Raw genomic sequence first — 14,351 nt, forward strand, 5'->3', positions numbered from 1 at the left:
TTGCAAGAGCCTCGAAGAACATGGAGAAGGACATGGTTGATCTGAATACCCGCCCATCAGCACCCATCGAAAACGACACGATTGCCACTCAGCTTGGGCACCGGACAATCCGAGCTTTCACTGACAGGGCGCTTACCGAAGAAGAACTGACAACACTGTTTGAGGTTGCACGTCAGACTGCCTCTTCTTCATTCCTTCAGCAGTGCACCATCCTGCGGATCACGGATCCTGAGGTTCGTGAGAAGCTCCATCAGGCTTCCGGACAGCCATATGTTGGTGGCACGAAAGGCGAGCTTCTGGTTTTTGTCGCTGATCAGTACCGCAATGCGCGAATTCGCGAAGAAGCGGGGATCGCAGACGCCCCACTTCACACGGTCAACTTGTTTCTCACCGCCCTTCACGATGCTCTGCTCAGCGCGCAAAACGTTGTTGTCGCTGCTGAATCGATGGGCTTGGGAACGTGCTACCTCGGCTCAATTCACGCGAATCCGGAACTGGTTATCGAGGCCCTTAACTTGCCGAAGCTAACCTTCCCTGTCCTCGGCTTGCTCATTGGCCACCCCGACCAGTCGCCTCAGTACAAGCCTCGCCTGCCCCTGTCGGTCACGGTCGCCGATAACACGTATCCGTGCTTGGACTCGTATGAAGAAGCTTTGGCTGAATACGACCAGGCGATCACCGAGTACTACGACCTGCGTGATACGTCCAAGCGCGTCGAGTCATTTTCTACTCTCGTACGTACCAAAGTTGGTATCGGCGGTGCACAGGTTTCAGACATTCTGAGAGTTATCCACAAGCAGGGGTTTGACCTCTAAACAAAAACCATTGTTTCGAGTACATTCAATCTCAACAGATTTGATGTAAGCGCCACGCAACACCTGAAGCAATTCGGGGGCGTTTCATTCAATGACATCGAATGAGATAAACAACGGTAGTTTCTCGCACAACAATGCGGGTGACACAACGACCTTGAGGATGTGCGACATGGAAGGCTTCGCCTACGGATTCTCGACCTACGTTTTTATCGAGCGAAACTCAGCCAACTCGGCAGTACTTCATCCCTATCCGGAAACCAAGATTGAAGCAGTCCGAGATGCGTTGGATGATGCTGGCTACGATATGGAGATTCTCGGCAAGGGAGATATCAACACTGGGCGCGAGCGCGCTGGTGAGGGCATCTACTTCACCGAACAGCCTTTCCCTGACGAGGTCCTCGGTGACTTGGCAGACGCTCTGATTGTTCGTGGTTTCGGTGCCTTTGCGTACTCGTTGATTGAATCCTCCTTCGATTCGGGCGCAAAGATCTCGCTCTTTACCCGCATGGGGAAGAACATTGTCGAGGCCGGCAATCGTGTGATTATGACCCACATGTATATCGGCGAGATCGAAGGTAGGAAGGAAGCGCGTACCTGGTTTTTCGGTTCCCCGACCGATTTGGCTGAAGCTGAAATGCTGTTGCTGTCTCGTTTTTCCACTCAGCCGGTACATGACGTTCACGGCATGGCGGCAATTGAGATCGTGCACGCGGACTACTCACAGGGCTTCCTGTCCCACACCGAATTGATGAGCGCGATGCTGAATGTGCTTGGCAAGTCCGGGTATAACGGACCCGCGTTCGTCACCGATTCGTCCATTATCTAGCGGGGGTTATGGGCTCTCGCCCAACACATGTCCTGAACATGGATGTGGGGCTCCGCGCCTTGGCGCGGAGCCCCACATCCATGTTTTATTCCTGCACGTACCTGACAGCGTTAGTGCAGGATTCGTGACAGGAAGTCTCGAGTCGCGTCTTCCTGAGGATTGTCGATCACCTGCGAGGGTGTTCCCTGCTCGACGATGCGACCGTGCTCAAGGAAGACAACGCGGTCTGCAACGTTGCGCGCGAAGCCAATTTCGTGCGTGGCCATGAGAATCGTTGATCCTTGCGCTTTGATTTCGCGGACGAGGTCCAGAACTTCGCCGACCAAGACGGGGTCAAGTGCGGATGTGATCTCGTCCAGCAGAAGTAGTTCGGGGTTGGTGGCAAGCGCGCGGACGATAGCGACGCGCTGTTGTTGGCCACCGGACAGACGATCGGGGAATTCCTTCGCCTTGCTTTCCAAACCAATTCGGCTGAGAAGTTCCATGCCACGCTGGTCAGCCTTTTCGCGATCCCATCCGTGGACCTTGCGTGCCGCCAGAGTGACGTTGGCAAGAACGGACATGTGGGGGAACAAGTTGTAGTGCTGGAAGACAACCCCGATACGTGAACGAACCTTGTCGACGTTCACTGACGGATCAGTGATGTCTTCGCCAGCAAGGAAAATCTGGCCGTCGTCAACGCGCTCAAGCAGGTTGGCGCAGCGCAGAAGTGTGGACTTACCGGAGCCGGATGCGCCGAGCAAGACGACGACTTCGTGCGAATTGACTGCAAGGTTCAGCCCGCGAAGCACGACGTTGTCGCCGAATCGTTTGACGACGCGCTTGGCTTCAAGGACGGGCGTGCTTGCGGCGTTCAAAAAAACGTGGGCTGTGGGGGTGCTCATCAGACGGTGCCTTCCATTTGTTCGCGCTGGCGCAGGCGTGCCGTGTACCAGTCAGACAAGCGGATGAAGGGGAATGACATGACGATAAACAGCAGGCCAGCAACGACGTACGAGGTGAAGTTGTACGTCATTGCCTGGTAGATCTGCGCTCCGCGGATCGCGTCGACAGCGCCGAGGACCGAGATCAGGCCGACGTCTTTCTGCATTGAAATGAAGTCATTCATCAATGCCGGCGTGACCTTACGGATTGCCTGCGGGACGATGATGTGGCGCAAAGTCTGGCCGTGCGTCAAGCCAAGCGAACGCGCAGCGTAACGCTGGGACGGGTGAACCGATTCCAGACCTGCGCGCAGGACCTCGGCAACATATGACGTGTAGGTGAGGATCAGCGCGACCGTGCCCAAGAACGCGACTGGGATGCGCGTTGTCGGGTTGAGTGCCGGAATACCAAAGCCAATCAGGTAAAGAACCACCAGGAACGGGACACCGCGGAAAATATCCGTGTACGCAGCCGCTAAGAATCGGACGGGGAAGAAGATCGGGCCACTCAAAGTGCGTGCCGCAGCCAACAACGTTGCGAAGAAGGCAACGCCGATGACGGACACCAGAAGAATCCGGATGTTCAGCCACAAGCCTTCGGCAACCTGCGGGAGCGCTTTGATGAAGTGCTCGCCTGAGAAGAAGGTTTCCTGCGTGCGTTCCCACCCGGGAGAGCGGGTGATAACGAACCACATGACCAGTGCGAAGACCAGTGTCGAGGCCATGGAGATCAGAATCGATCGTGTTGCACGCTTACGCCGATACGCGCGACGGCCGAGCTCCACGTCAGAAACGGGGAGCCCGGCCATCACGTCGGTAGCATCAGTGTTTACTGCTGGGGACACGTATTGTCCTTCGTTATCAGTGCCGGCTATCGTCCGAGCCGGCAGTCAAACTGCGGTTGACGAAACGTCACTTGATCAGCGGGACCGCGACAGTGTCAGAGAGCCACTTGGACTGGAGTTCAGAAAGGGTGCCCTTGTCACGCAGGGAATCAACGGCTGCGGTGACGGCTGCGGTCAGCTTCGATCCCTTCGGCAGAACAATGCCATAATCGTCGCCATCGGAGGTGGCCTCGAACTGGCCGACAATGACACCATTATCGATCTGAGCGCTGGTCATGTAGAACGCGGTCGGAAGGTCGACGACGATCGCGTCAACCTGGCCGTTCTGCAGGGCAGCAAGAGTGTCGTCGGAGTTGTTGTAGATCGAAGCCTGCTTGGACAGCTGATCACCAAGCGTGTTCGTGATGAACTGCTGCGAGGTGGTGCCGGCCTGAACGCCGAACTGAACATCCTTCAGTTTTGCGATGCTCTGAGCGGAGGCAGCAGCGGAGCCTTCAATGGCAACAACAGCCTGAGAGGTCGTGTAGTACGGGCTGGAGAAATCAACGGCCTGCTTACGCTCGTCCGTGATGGAGAACTGCTGAAGGTTAATGTCCCAGTCCTTTGCGCCCGGAGCGATCGACGAATCGAAGGTTGCGCGGGTCCACTGGACGTTTTCCTTGCTGTAGCCGAGTTCTTCGGCGACAGCGTATGCGACGGCTGCTTCGAAGCCTTCACCGGATTCGGGAGCGTTATCGATAACCCACGGGGAGTAGGCTGGTTCGCCGGTGGCGATGGTCAGCTTGCCGGGGGTGACGGTTTCAAGCGCACCAGACTGAGTGGCGACCGATGTGGCAGATTCCGACGAGGTGTCAGCAGAACCCGAGCATGCGCTCAGGAACAGTGCAGCAGACGTTGCCAGCGCGAGAGCGGAGAATGAACGGACAGAACGGCGCATCACATGCCTCCAGTTAGCCTGATGGGAAACTCAGTCGCAGTTTTCCGCGACCTCTTCAGCCTACGGGGCGACCATGTACAGATTCGTCTGCAATCTTGCTTCACGGACGTTTGTGACAAGAAAATCACACGTTTTCTGCGAGTCTCCAGTCTTCGTAGGTGAATTCGGGTGAGACAACACACGTTGCCAATGCAACGCTATCGCGTGCGAACGTTCGCTGCCATGTTCCTGCTTTCACCAGGACCTGAACAGGGTTCGCCGCGTCGGTGGGCACCTGCGGTGTTCCGGCCTGATCAGGTGAAGGCGATGCGGACTGGGTTCCGGCCTCGTTCCCCGTCGAAACCTGGGGTGCACCCAAGATGATGGTTTCGGGTTGGTTGCATGGCGCGTCCCCGGTTCCGCCGAACTGGATTTCGAGCGCGCCCGGCCCATGCCAGAGCCACAACTCATCGGAGCGGACGACGTGCCAGCGGGCTTCCATGTCCTGGTCGAGCAGGAACAGGATCGCGGACGCGGTCGCTCGTCGCCCACCCTCCGTTTCCACGACCGCGGGCGCTGTCCATGTTCTGCGGAACCAGCCACCCTCGGGGTGTGGCTCAAGGCAAAGAGAGTTCACGAGGCCGATCGCCTCGGTGGAAACGTCTAGCTGATCGGTCATCGGAGGCTTCCGTCGCGCGAGAACCTGACCTGACCTGCGATCACTGTTTCAACTTGGCGACCCGCGCCGTAGCGAACAACGTCTTCGATTGAGCCCGTGATGTCGGAAACAGGGACATCGATGACGCACAGGTCTGCCACCGCGCCCGCTTGAAGCTGACCGACGCGATCCGGTCCCGTCGCGAGTCCCATGGCCCACGCACCCCCTAGTGTTGCGGCGTTGAGTAACCTACGTGCCAGGTCGGACGCGCGATACCCCTGGTTGCGTGCGATATCGAACAGGACGGCAACATCTTCCATTACGTCCAGCGAGGGCGACGATGACAGCGAGTCGGTGCCGACAGCAATCATATTGCCCTCATTGAGGTAGGCGGCCACGGGTGGCGCATCCAAACCAATGACACGGTTCGAACGCGGGCAAAGCGCCACGGCAGTCGAACGAGAACGCAGACGGCGACGATCATCTGCCGTCATGTACACGCCGTGCGCAACGTGGCAGTCGGGGCCGAGAACGCCCAGCTGGTCAACGAACTGCGTCGCTGAGAAACCGCCACCGCGAGCGCGCATCGCCGTGAACGACGACGAGTCACCAGTGCGCCAGAGGTCTGAGAGTTCGCCCGTGCGGCCTTCAGCCCATTCGGCTTCCGAGTGTGATTCACCGAGGTGAATGTGCAGTCGAACTCCGCGTCTGCGCGCCAAGTCGGGCAGATCGAGTAGTGGGTCAGCTTCGAGTGAGTAGGGGGCGTGTGGCGAAATGCCGACGGCAGGAGGGGTGGGCATCGCGTCGAGAGCCTTCTCGACGGTTGCGGGCCCACGCTCTTTCCAGTCGTCGTTCGTCCAGTCCATGACCTCCCAGTAGGCGATGCCGTGTAAGCCAGCGTTGTGAAGTGCGGACGCGGCTTCGGGATCGGTCACTACGTCGGCGGCGCTGGTCGTGCCCGCTTCGAGGAGCATGTGCGCGCCGGTCGACGCATCCTTACCCCAATCCAAACCGCCTGCGTCGTAGACGGCGTTGAACCCGCTGATCCAGTCGGGCATCCCTCTGTATTGCTTGACACCAACTTCGGCCATTCCCGTGTACTGCAGGTGCGTGTGCGCATTCACGAGGCCGGGAAGCAAAACCCCATCAAAGTGTCGCTCCGAATATGACAGTCCGCGCTCGGCCAGCGTTTCCAGAACCCAGTCGCGCGCCCCAACGTGCTCGATGCGACCATCTTTCACTGCGACAGCGCCATCCATGACGGACGGAGCGGTAATCGGGATAACCAGTCCGGCAGACCAGACTTGAACGTTAGACATGAGTTTCCTTCGCGAAAGAAATCGGTTGGGGTTCGGTCGTCCACTGCAGGGCGAGCGTGCGCCGTGCGACCAGATTATCTGCATCCTCGGGCAGGGAGTGCACGCCTGGTGATAACGGATCGTGTGTGGGGTTCTCGTGCGTGAGCAGTTCGCGCAGTGAAGACACCTGGACGGCGAAGCTCATATCCATGATTTCGATAGCATTGCCTTCGCCGGCTGTGCAGTTAATGCACCCGCCCTTGTCGAGGATCGTGATGTGGCGGTGGGTGGCCTCGTTCCCCTGCGCACTACCTGGGAGAGCAGGATCTGTAGCCGTCGCGGGAACGTAGAGCAGACCGACTGCGCGATCATCGCTATCTGCCCAAGTCCAACCGGCTTTGAGAGCCTCTGAAAGGGCAACTTCGTCGGTTACGCCACCGGATACCGTCACCACGCACCCGTCGGGCATTGCAGTGAGGGCTTCGAGGGTGATCGTGTCACGTTCGCCGGTTGCGCTCATCACCCAATCGGCGTTCGCGCAGGCATCGAGAAGCGAGGCTGTCTGGAACCCGTCCATGCGAGCGCGCAGTTCGCGCACCGGATCGAGCTCCACCACCGTCACCAGAGCGCCACACGCGCGGGCAAAGCGAGCACCGCCCATGCCAACATCGCCGTAGCCCACAACCACGAAACGCTGATTCCAGAGCGGAACCCCCTGTAACTGCGGATCAACGAGGTCCAGAGAAGTCAGCAAACAGGACTGGCCCGTCGCATACGCGTTATCGAAAAGAGTCTTCGAGCGCGCATCATTCGATGCCATCACCGGGATGCGTAACGGAAAGCCCCGAAGCGGACGAATCCCCGACGTCGTCTCTTCCGCGGCACCCTTCAAGGTAGTCAGAGCGTTAGGAGCGCGCGTCTCGTCATGCGCCATGCGGATCAGATGCGATCCATCATCGAGCAGGAACTCGATCCCACTGGTCAGAAACTGGCGAGCAAGCTCTTCTTCACGCTCCGGTGTCGCGCTCGACTCCGCAAAGACGGCAAGCCCTGCCGCACGAAGCTGATCCGCCACATCGTCCCGAGTTTCATCTGCGTGCCCAAACACGCTGACCATCGCGCCCGCTTCCTTCAGCAGGAGAGCGAGCACCGCCGTCTTCGGCTCCAATACCAACGCGAGCCCGACATGACGACCCTTAAGAGCGCCCGTTGCTACAAGATCACTGACCGTCGCGCGCGTCACCGGCATGAATGATCGCGCCCACGCCAGACGACGCTGCGCATAACTCGCATCATTCTTAGGATCATAGGGATCCCGAAGAAGCTTCCCGTCCGAATCAAGAACCTGAACGTGGGGAGGAATCTGGCGAACATCAGGCTCCTCATCCACATTCACATACATGCCAACCTGCGACGGATTCACACGCACAACGGGCGCCTCATTCACGCCCACCACCACACTAATGTGCCCTAACGATTGCTCGTCAGCCTCTTCGGGACGTACAACCACCGCGTCAGCGGTGGCCTCGTCAACCGAATTCACAAACCTGACATGCGCGCCAAACCCCGAGAGCAACGACCCCAGTGCCTCGTACACCTCGCACCACCATGGCGAGGACGCGCTCGCGGACGTCAGAATCGCAAACGAGCGACCAGCAACCAGCAGATTCGTCGTTGCCGCAAAACGACGCACCACAACCTGCGCGATGGCACGCGAATCAGAAGAGGTCGAAGCAAAAGGACGAACGTATTTCATACCAACGACGCTAGCAAGACGTAGTCTCACGCACAGTCAGAGCACAAGAATTCGAACACAATCGCATAAACGTCGACAATCTCACGCATGAAATGAGACCGGGAACAGCTTTCGTGTCGGATACGTCCCCAACAATCGGGGACAATCGAAGCATGACACTGCTTGAACCCACCGACCTGTCATCCCTCGCTACCGACTGCGACCTGCGTCTTGTCGCTGTCGACATGGACGGCACCCTGCTCGATGACGACAAAAACTTCCCCGAGAGACTCCCTGAACTCCTCGACATCATGGATGAGCGTGGGATCGTGTTCGCCCCATCATCAGGACGCCAAGTATGGACGTTGCTCGACATGTTCCCCGGACGCCCCGGAATGACAGTCATCGCTGAAAACGGTGCGATTGTCATGAAAGACGGCAAGGAAGTTTCATCCAGCCCCATCGACCACGAAACTCTCCACCGTGCCATCGACATGGTGCGCGACGCCGTCTCAACCGGAATCAACGGTGGCCTAGTCATGTGTGGCAAGCAATTCGCCTACGTTGAACGCACGGACGACCTATTTGTTGACGGCGTCCTGCCCTACTACCACCGCACCAAACGAATCGCCGATCAGCACGAGATCATCGACATGATCGATTCCGGTGAAATCGACGACGACATCGTGAAGCTCGCCGTCATGTGTCTTGACCCGGTGGGCCCGCTGGCTGAAGCAACACTTGCGAACTTCGCGGACACTCACCAGTATGCGGTTTCCGGAGATAACTGGGCTGACCTGCAGATTCGTGGCGTCGACAAGGGTGATGCTGTGCTCGCACTGCAGGACGCTCTTGGCGTGACGCCCGCGCAGACCGCAGCATTCGGCGACTTCCACAACGACATCTCCATGTTCAAGTACGCCGACTGGTCGTTCGCCATGGCGAACGCTCACGCTGACGTTGTTGCGGAAGCCCGATATATTGCGCCGTCCAACAATGAGGATGGTGTCGGCCAGGTTGTTCGCACCCTGATAGGAGATGACTGATTTTCGCGAAGTGACCCCGACTGCGCTTGATGCGACACTTTTGTCCTGAAATGTGTGGTTGTGTCGCGTGGGGTGTAGTTGGTGACGCGCGACGAGAGAAACGCGCGAGCAAAGCTGGTGACCCACAAACGCACAACTGATGCTTCTCAAACACAAAACTGGTGGTCACGCGACATCAATCGCATGACCACCAGCTTTAACGTGTGATGGCGAGGGGTGTGAGGCTCAGTTGCGCTCTTCCGAGGGGTTCACTTTCCCGTGAATTCCACTTCGCTGTCATCTTGTTGCGCCGGAGGCTCACTTCTGAGTGAACTCACTTCGCCGAGAGCTCACTCTTCGGTTGCGGTGTCAATCTGCTCGACGCCTTCGACCTTTTCAGGTTCGGTGGTGGGAAGGTCGACAGTCGTTTCCAGGTCGGCCCAGTATTCTTCGGCCCAGGGATCTTCGATCGGCTGGCTACGCTTCCAGAGCACGTAGCCGGCGCCGGCGACGGTTGTTGCAAGGGCGGTCCATCCGATGGCGCGGAGGAAGCGGTGTTTCTTCACGATGACCTTCTTTGTCGGGGTGGTGAGAGCTGCCTGCGATGCTTCGCTGGCGTGACGTGCGCGTTCAAGCAACGGCGTTCCCTCTGCGGCGAGCGCTGCGCCACCTTCGTGGACGGCTCGCTGGATGCGCGGAATGTAGTCTTCGACGACCTCTTCGCGTGCCTTTTCGAATGCGGGGCGTGCGCGGTCTGCTGCGTCAACGGCGCGAGCGGTGACGTCTTCGACGACCGGTGTTGCGCGGTCGATTGCTTCGTTCAGTGCTGCTTGGGCGCGAGGTGCTGCCCAGTCGATGCCCTGTTCAGCGAGTTCGGTGGCTTTCACTGCCACCCGTCCGGCGTGCACGGCGACCGCGTCGCGCAGTTGGAGTGCTTCGTTGCGAAGTTTCTCCGTGTCGAAGTTCGGTGTGTTGGCCATAGTCCGAATCCTTCCAATAGTTGCTGCGGTTTGTACCGCGTCTTCCCATTGTGCACCGAAGTTTTGTGATCTGCACCCCTAGCGACAAAATCGGGTGGCTCCAGATCATGCCTTTTGGCGCCTTTTCTGGGACGATGAAGACATGGAAGCAACACTGCACACCTCTATGGGTGATATCAACATTGAACTGTTCCCGAACCACGCACCGAACACGGTGAATAACTTTGTCACGCTGGCTCGTGGCGAGCGCGAGTGGGTTGACCCGATGACCGGCCAGAAGACGTCGCGTCCGCTTTACGACGGCACGATTTTCCACCGCGTTATTTCGGGCTTCATGATTCAGGGTGGTGACCCGCTGGGCACCGGTACTGGTGGCCCGGGCTACCAGTTCAACGATGAGATCCACCCGGAACTCAACTTCAACAGCCCCTACCTGCTGGCCATGGCGAATGCTGGCAAGCGTATGGGCAAGGGCACGAATGGTTCGCAGTTCTTCATCACGGTTGCGTCGACCCCGTGGTTGCTGGGCAACCACACCATTTTCGGTGAGGTCAAAGACGAAGAGTCGAAGAAGGTTGTCGACGCGATTGCAACGACTGCGACGGGCGCGAATGATCGTCCAGTGAATGACGTTGTGATCGAGTCGGTTTCGATCGTCGACTGAGTGTGAGGTTGGCGTGTCTCGTGTTCGGCGTGGTTTTCCGCTTGAGTAATTGTTGCTGATTGGCGAGGCCGCCTCCACTTGATCGATCACGTTTTCTTCATTGTGGGGCGGATGGGGGAGCGGATCCCGTGTGGATTCGTGCGTCTGTCCGCCCTAGGTGTATTCAGACGGTAAGAGCGATTTTGGTTGCTCGTGAGCGTCGGGAGCGGGATGGTGTGTCTGGTTTCTGGCGGTGTGTGGAGGATATAGAGCATGTCGACGCCTTTGTATGGACAGCGTTCGAACCCGTATGCGGCTCCTGAGTGCCCGCGTCACCCGGGTGTACGTTCGGTGGATTATTGCAAGAAGTGCAATCGTCCGATGTGTGTTGATTGCACGGTGCGGACCGAGGTTCGTTCAGTGTGCGTGGAGTGCGCGAACGTTCGCAGACCACGTGTTCCCAGTGGTCAGCCGGTTGTGACGTACACGCTGATTGGTATCAACGTTGCGTTGTTCATCTTGTCCTTCGTGTTGCCGTTGGTGGGGAATTGGCTGTTCTTTAACCCTGCGGTGGGTTACCGCCAGGTGTGGCGGTTCTTGACGACTGCGTTCCTTCACAGCGGGTTCATGCATATTGCGTTCAATATGTTGGCTTTATACTCGGTGGGTATTGAGCTTGAGCAGGTGTTGGGGCGTACCCGGTACTTGTCTGTTTATCTGCTGAGTGCGATTGGTGCGTCGCTGTTTGTTTTGGCGTGGGTCTTGATTCAACCGTCGTCGCTTGGGACGGTGACCGTGGGCGCGTCCGGCGCTGTGTTCGGTTTGTTCGGTGCGATGTTCGTTTTGCAGAAGCAGTCGGGTATGGATACGAGGGCCGTTGTGGGCCTCTTACTTGTGAACTTGCTGATCGGTTTTATTGTCCCGAATGTGTCGTGGCAGGGGCACGTGGGTGGCCTTGCCACGGGCGCGTTGGCGACGTGGATTTATTGGCGTCAGGGGCGTGCAAAACCTGGAATTACTGCGAAAAAGCAGGAACGTCAGACCTTGTGGATAACTGTGGGTATGTATGTTGCTGCGATCGCCTTGATCGGCTTGACCTACGAAGTAATTTTCGAGGTTCTCGGATAAATTCGTTGAAATCTCGAGGTTTATGCGAGTTATCCACAATCTGTGTGATTGCCTAAGTTACACGGATGTAATTTATCCCCAGGTGTGGAAACACCTGGGGATAACTCTTGTGATTGTTGAAATCTAGCGGGAAACCTTTATCAACAGGTCATCGCCAGCGGAGCGTCATCAGGAAGCCCACCATCATGATGCCCAGGCCGATCACCATGTTCCACCAGTCGATGCCGGGAATCGGGTAAACGCCCGAAGAAATGTAGTAGACCATCAGCCACACAAGGCCGATGAGAAGAAGGGCAACGAAAGTCGGTGCCCACCAGCTGGGGCTCAGCGGAATACCTGCGGTCCAGGCGTTGAGATCCTGATCTTCAGGAACCTGGTGCTTCGTATTCTTGCGCTTTTTGTTCTCAGCCACGTTTCTCCTCAATTGAACTTTGGTGCCCTTGCCGACTACTTCTCGGAAAGGCATCGCAGAACGCTAACCCCTTTAGCGTAGTCTTCCAAGTAACGACAAACCAAAGTGCAACGCGGGAAGGAGGCATTGATGGCACACAATCAGGACGATTCGCCCCATTTGACTCCACCCGAGGCGTCACAAAAATCCGATTCCTCGACCCCACCCGCCTTTGAACCGAGGTCGCGTTCGAAAAAGAAGGCGGCCTCGTCGATGAAACCCAAGCCCCACATTTCGCACTTCGACGGCCCCTGGCACGTGGCCCTGCGCAAGCTACGGAAGTTTGCGCCACTGTCTCCACGCGCGGCCACATCCGTTTTTATTGTCACCGCTGCTTGTGGCTTGCTGTTCATCGTTTCAGCGCAGGCGAAGAATGACGCCGACAACCTCGGGCGAGATACCAACCTGATTTCGCTGGTACGAGCCTCGCAGGATGAAGTCGAAACGCTTGATTTTGAGGTGAGCGCACTGCGCGACATCGTCTCTCAATACGCCAACTCGTCCGGCCAAACGCAGACCGAGGATACGTCCATTACCTCACTGGCAGCACAGCCTGTGACCGGCCCAGGTGTGACTATTACGCTCACGGACGCACCCCAGCAGGCGATTCCCGACGGTGCTACACCGAACGACCTAGTCATTCACCAGCAGGACATTGAAGACGTGATGAACGCGCTCTGGAATGGTGGCGCGGAAGCCATGACTGTCCAAGGAGTACGCGTGACCGGACAAACAGTGATCCGATGCATTGGCAACGTGATTCTTGTTGACGGACAGCCTTTTTCTCCGCCATACGTGGTGGAAGCCATTGGTGATCCGAACGCGCTCACAGAGAAGGTCAACGCAAATCCCCGTATTGTTAATTACAAGGCCTACGTTGCTTTGTATGGCCTTGGCTGGGATCTGGAGACGAACAAATCCCTTCATCTTCCCGCGGCTAGCGTGAAGACATTTAACTCATACGCACAGGTGGTGGACTAAAACATGACAAGGCGTTCCATGGCAGGCGCACATATTGCCCCCCAAAAGAAGGCCTCGCCGCTCAGCGTCGCTCTTGGAGTGATTGGTGAACTCTTCATTACCGTCGCCATCGTTTTGATTGGTTTCGCACTCTGGCAGCTCTACTGGACGTCTTTCAAAGTTGAAGGACCTCGCCAGCAAGCGATCGAAACATACGCCCACGCGCACGCGCCCGCTACCACAAACGTTGGTGAGGAACGCGCGGATGACCCGCCGTCAATGACCACCAGCGTTGACCCGAACCAGATCTACGGCCTTATTCATGTCCCAAAGTGGAACTGGATGAAGATTCCGTTGGCGGAAACCACGTCGACATTCGTCCTAGACCAGGGTTTCGCAGGCCACTATGAGGACACCGCTCAGCCCGGCGACATCGGCAACTTCTCTGTTGCCGGCCACCGCCGCACCTACGGTAATAACTTCCGCTGGATCGACCGCCTGTCCGTCGGCGACCCCGTTGTTGTCGAACTCGACAACCACTACGTCACGTACACTATGGAAACCAGCGAAATCGTTGAGGCCAATGACCCGGACAACTACCGCGTCGTCGCCCCCGTGATTGATGATGTCACGTGGAGCCAGGTGCCCACGGAACGTTGGATGACCATGACTACGTGCCACCCCGAATACGGGAACTCGCAACGTTTCATTGTTCACCTGAAGTTCAAGTCATGGACTCCTAAGGACACTGGCGTGCCCAGTGCGCTGGCGGACGAACCCGCAGCCTGATCCCATTTTCTCCGCTTGAACATCGCTTGAAAAGGACATTTGATCCACATGTACGCTTGGATTTTTCGTCATCTTCCCGGACCGACATGGTTGAAGGTGATTGAGTCGTTGGTTCTGATTGGCCTTGTTGCCTACGCTCTTCTTGAGTGGGGTTACCCGTGGGCCCAGGAATACTTAGAGTTGGGCGAAGCGTCCGTCTGACCTGTTCACCCGTTGACGCTTTCGCCGTTTCAGGTGGCGTTCGGCTGATACTTTTCCGCATACGCGCGGATGGTTCGTGCCGGTTCGTTTGATCTTGGTGTCGTTGTGACGCGTTGCCAACGTGTTCTGGCGCGTGGAATCGGCGTGATTCTATCAGG

16 protein-coding genes are annotated in these 14,351 nt (G+C 57.5%); 8 read left to right on the top strand and 8 right to left on the bottom strand.

What is annotated here, in order from left to right; all coding sequences use genetic code 11:
• Window positions 1-32 precede the first annotated feature (32 nt).
• Together QP381_RS02430 and QP381_RS02435 are read left to right on the top strand one after the other, a co-directional pair.
• Window positions 33-815 carry an NADPH-dependent oxidoreductase gene (locus QP381_RS02430; RefSeq protein ID WP_285067703.1) on the top strand — a complete coding sequence of 261 codons (783 nt, stop codon included), beginning with the start codon at window positions 33-35 and terminating at the stop codon, window positions 813-815.
• A gap of 169 nt (window positions 816-984) precedes the next feature.
• On the top strand, window positions 985-1,641 hold the full coding sequence (locus QP381_RS02435) for a hypothetical protein (protein WP_006680628.1): 657 nt from the start codon (window positions 985-987) through the stop codon (window positions 1,639-1,641).
• Window positions 1,642-1,751: 110 nt separating this feature from the next.
• Here QP381_RS02435 and QP381_RS02440 read toward each other — a convergent pair whose 3' ends face one another.
• From QP381_RS02440 to QP381_RS02465, 6 genes are all read right to left on the bottom strand, one after another.
• Window positions 1,752-2,525, bottom strand: a complete 774-nt coding sequence (locus QP381_RS02440; protein ID WP_103632854.1) for an amino acid ABC transporter ATP-binding protein — start codon at window positions 2,523-2,525, stop codon at window positions 1,752-1,754.
• Window positions 2,525-3,373, bottom strand: a complete 849-nt coding sequence (locus tag QP381_RS02445; RefSeq protein ID WP_103633003.1) for an ABC transporter permease subunit — start codon at window positions 3,371-3,373, stop codon at window positions 2,525-2,527. Before QP381_RS02445 ends, QP381_RS02440 begins: the two co-directional genes overlap by 1 nt.
• A 103-nt stretch (window positions 3,374-3,476) precedes the next feature.
• A complete protein-coding gene (locus tag QP381_RS02450; RefSeq protein WP_103632853.1) occupies window positions 3,477-4,346 on the bottom strand; it encodes an ABC transporter substrate-binding protein in 870 nt (289 codons plus the stop codon).
• Window positions 4,347-4,470: 124 nt separating this feature from the next.
• Entirely contained in the window at window positions 4,471-5,004 is a 534-nt protein-coding gene (locus QP381_RS02455) for a cupin domain-containing protein (protein ID WP_103632852.1), read from the bottom strand.
• On the bottom strand, window positions 5,001-6,302 hold the full coding sequence (locus tag QP381_RS02460) for an amidohydrolase family protein (RefSeq protein WP_103632851.1): 1,302 nt from the start codon (window positions 6,300-6,302) through the stop codon (window positions 5,001-5,003). Before QP381_RS02460 ends, QP381_RS02455 begins: the two co-directional genes overlap by 4 nt.
• The gene (locus tag QP381_RS02465) at window positions 6,295-8,037 is read right to left on the bottom strand and encodes an adenosylhomocysteinase (protein ID WP_285067704.1); all 1,743 of its coding nucleotides are present in this window, start codon (window positions 8,035-8,037) and stop codon (window positions 6,295-6,297) included. Before QP381_RS02465 ends, QP381_RS02460 begins: the two co-directional genes overlap by 8 nt.
• Before the next feature lie 152 nt (window positions 8,038-8,189).
• On the opposite strand from QP381_RS02465, the gene QP381_RS02470 reads away from it, so the two are divergent.
• Window positions 8,190-9,062 (top strand): Cof-type HAD-IIB family hydrolase, encoded by an 873-nt coding sequence (locus tag QP381_RS02470; RefSeq protein WP_285067705.1) that lies wholly within the window; start codon window positions 8,190-8,192, stop codon window positions 9,060-9,062.
• A 329-nt stretch (window positions 9,063-9,391) separates the two neighbouring features.
• Here the strand turns inward: QP381_RS02470 and QP381_RS02475 are convergent, their stop codons facing one another.
• Window positions 9,392-10,021, bottom strand: coding sequence for a hypothetical protein (locus QP381_RS02475; RefSeq protein ID WP_103632850.1), 630 nt, complete (start codon window positions 10,019-10,021; stop codon window positions 9,392-9,394).
• Window positions 10,022-10,163: 142 nt separating this feature from the next.
• Between QP381_RS02475 and QP381_RS02480 the strand changes: the two genes are divergently transcribed.
• Together QP381_RS02480 and QP381_RS02485 are read left to right on the top strand one after the other, a co-directional pair.
• Window positions 10,164-10,685 carry a peptidylprolyl isomerase gene (locus QP381_RS02480; RefSeq protein ID WP_285067706.1) on the top strand — a complete coding sequence of 174 codons (522 nt, stop codon included), beginning with the start codon at window positions 10,164-10,166 and terminating at the stop codon, window positions 10,683-10,685.
• Window positions 10,686-10,937: 252 nt separating this feature from the next.
• Complete coding sequence (locus QP381_RS02485) at window positions 10,938-11,792, top strand: rhomboid family intramembrane serine protease (protein ID WP_285067708.1); 855 nt, start codon at window positions 10,938-10,940, stop codon at window positions 11,790-11,792.
• A 148-nt stretch (window positions 11,793-11,940) separates the two neighbouring features.
• Here QP381_RS02485 and QP381_RS02490 read toward each other — a convergent pair whose 3' ends face one another.
• Window positions 11,941-12,204, bottom strand: coding sequence for a cell division protein CrgA (locus tag QP381_RS02490; RefSeq protein ID WP_285067709.1), 264 nt, complete (start codon window positions 12,202-12,204; stop codon window positions 11,941-11,943).
• Between the two features lie 252 nt (window positions 12,205-12,456).
• Here QP381_RS02490 and QP381_RS02495 point away from each other — a divergent pair, with 252 nt between their 5' ends.
• The 3 genes from QP381_RS02495 to QP381_RS02505 are packed head-to-tail and all read left to right on the top strand — an operon-like array spanning window position 12,457 to window position 14,193.
• Window positions 12,457-13,224, top strand: a complete 768-nt coding sequence (locus QP381_RS02495; RefSeq protein WP_131367625.1) for a DUF881 domain-containing protein — start codon at window positions 12,457-12,459, stop codon at window positions 13,222-13,224.
• A gap of 18 nt (window positions 13,225-13,242) precedes the next feature.
• On the top strand, window positions 13,243-13,992 hold the full coding sequence (locus QP381_RS02500) for a class E sortase (RefSeq protein ID WP_219585845.1): 750 nt from the start codon (window positions 13,243-13,245) through the stop codon (window positions 13,990-13,992).
• A 48-nt stretch (window positions 13,993-14,040) separates the two neighbouring features.
• Complete coding sequence (locus QP381_RS02505) at window positions 14,041-14,193, top strand: hypothetical protein (RefSeq protein ID WP_006680642.1); 153 nt, start codon at window positions 14,041-14,043, stop codon at window positions 14,191-14,193.
• Window positions 14,194-14,351 lie beyond the last annotated feature (158 nt).

Origin of the sequence: Pauljensenia sp. UMB6358 (genome assembly GCF_030216865.1) — a bacterium.
In the GTDB taxonomy this organism is placed as follows: domain Bacteria; phylum Actinomycetota; class Actinomycetes; order Actinomycetales; family Actinomycetaceae; genus Pauljensenia; species Pauljensenia turicensis_A.

Coding starts and splice junctions, on each gene's coding strand:
- QP381_RS02475 (WP_103632850.1), bottom strand. CDS start 10,021: ATGGCCAACACACCGAACTTCGACACGGAGAAACTTCGCAACGAAGCA.
- QP381_RS02485 (WP_285067708.1), top strand. CDS start 10,938: ATGTCGACGCCTTTGTATGGACAGCGTTCGAACCCGTATGCGGCTCCT.
- QP381_RS02480 (WP_285067706.1), top strand. CDS start 10,164: ATGGAAGCAACACTGCACACCTCTATGGGTGATATCAACATTGAACTG.
- QP381_RS02440 (WP_103632854.1), bottom strand. CDS start 2,525: ATGAGCACCCCCACAGCCCACGTTTTTTTGAACGCCGCAAGCACGCCC.
- QP381_RS02430 (WP_285067703.1), top strand. CDS start 33: ATGGTTGATCTGAATACCCGCCCATCAGCACCCATCGAAAACGACACG.
- QP381_RS02500 (WP_219585845.1), top strand. CDS start 13,243: ATGGCAGGCGCACATATTGCCCCCCAAAAGAAGGCCTCGCCGCTCAGC.
- QP381_RS02495 (WP_131367625.1), top strand. CDS start 12,457: ATGAAACCCAAGCCCCACATTTCGCACTTCGACGGCCCCTGGCACGTG.
- QP381_RS02465 (WP_285067704.1), bottom strand. CDS start 8,037: ATGAAATACGTTCGTCCTTTTGCTTCGACCTCTTCTGATTCGCGTGCC.
- QP381_RS02435 (WP_006680628.1), top strand. CDS start 985: ATGGAAGGCTTCGCCTACGGATTCTCGACCTACGTTTTTATCGAGCGA.
- QP381_RS02460 (WP_103632851.1), bottom strand. CDS start 6,302: ATGTCTAACGTTCAAGTCTGGTCTGCCGGACTGGTTATCCCGATTACC.
- QP381_RS02470 (WP_285067705.1), top strand. CDS start 8,190: ATGACACTGCTTGAACCCACCGACCTGTCATCCCTCGCTACCGACTGC.
- QP381_RS02450 (WP_103632853.1), bottom strand. CDS start 4,346: ATGCGCCGTTCTGTCCGTTCATTCTCCGCTCTCGCGCTGGCAACGTCT.
- QP381_RS02455 (WP_103632852.1), bottom strand. CDS start 5,004: ATGACCGATCAGCTAGACGTTTCCACCGAGGCGATCGGCCTCGTGAAC.
- QP381_RS02505 (WP_006680642.1), top strand. CDS start 14,041: ATGTACGCTTGGATTTTTCGTCATCTTCCCGGACCGACATGGTTGAAG.
- QP381_RS02445 (WP_103633003.1), bottom strand. CDS start 3,373: ATGGCCGGGCTCCCCGTTTCTGACGTGGAGCTCGGCCGTCGCGCGTAT.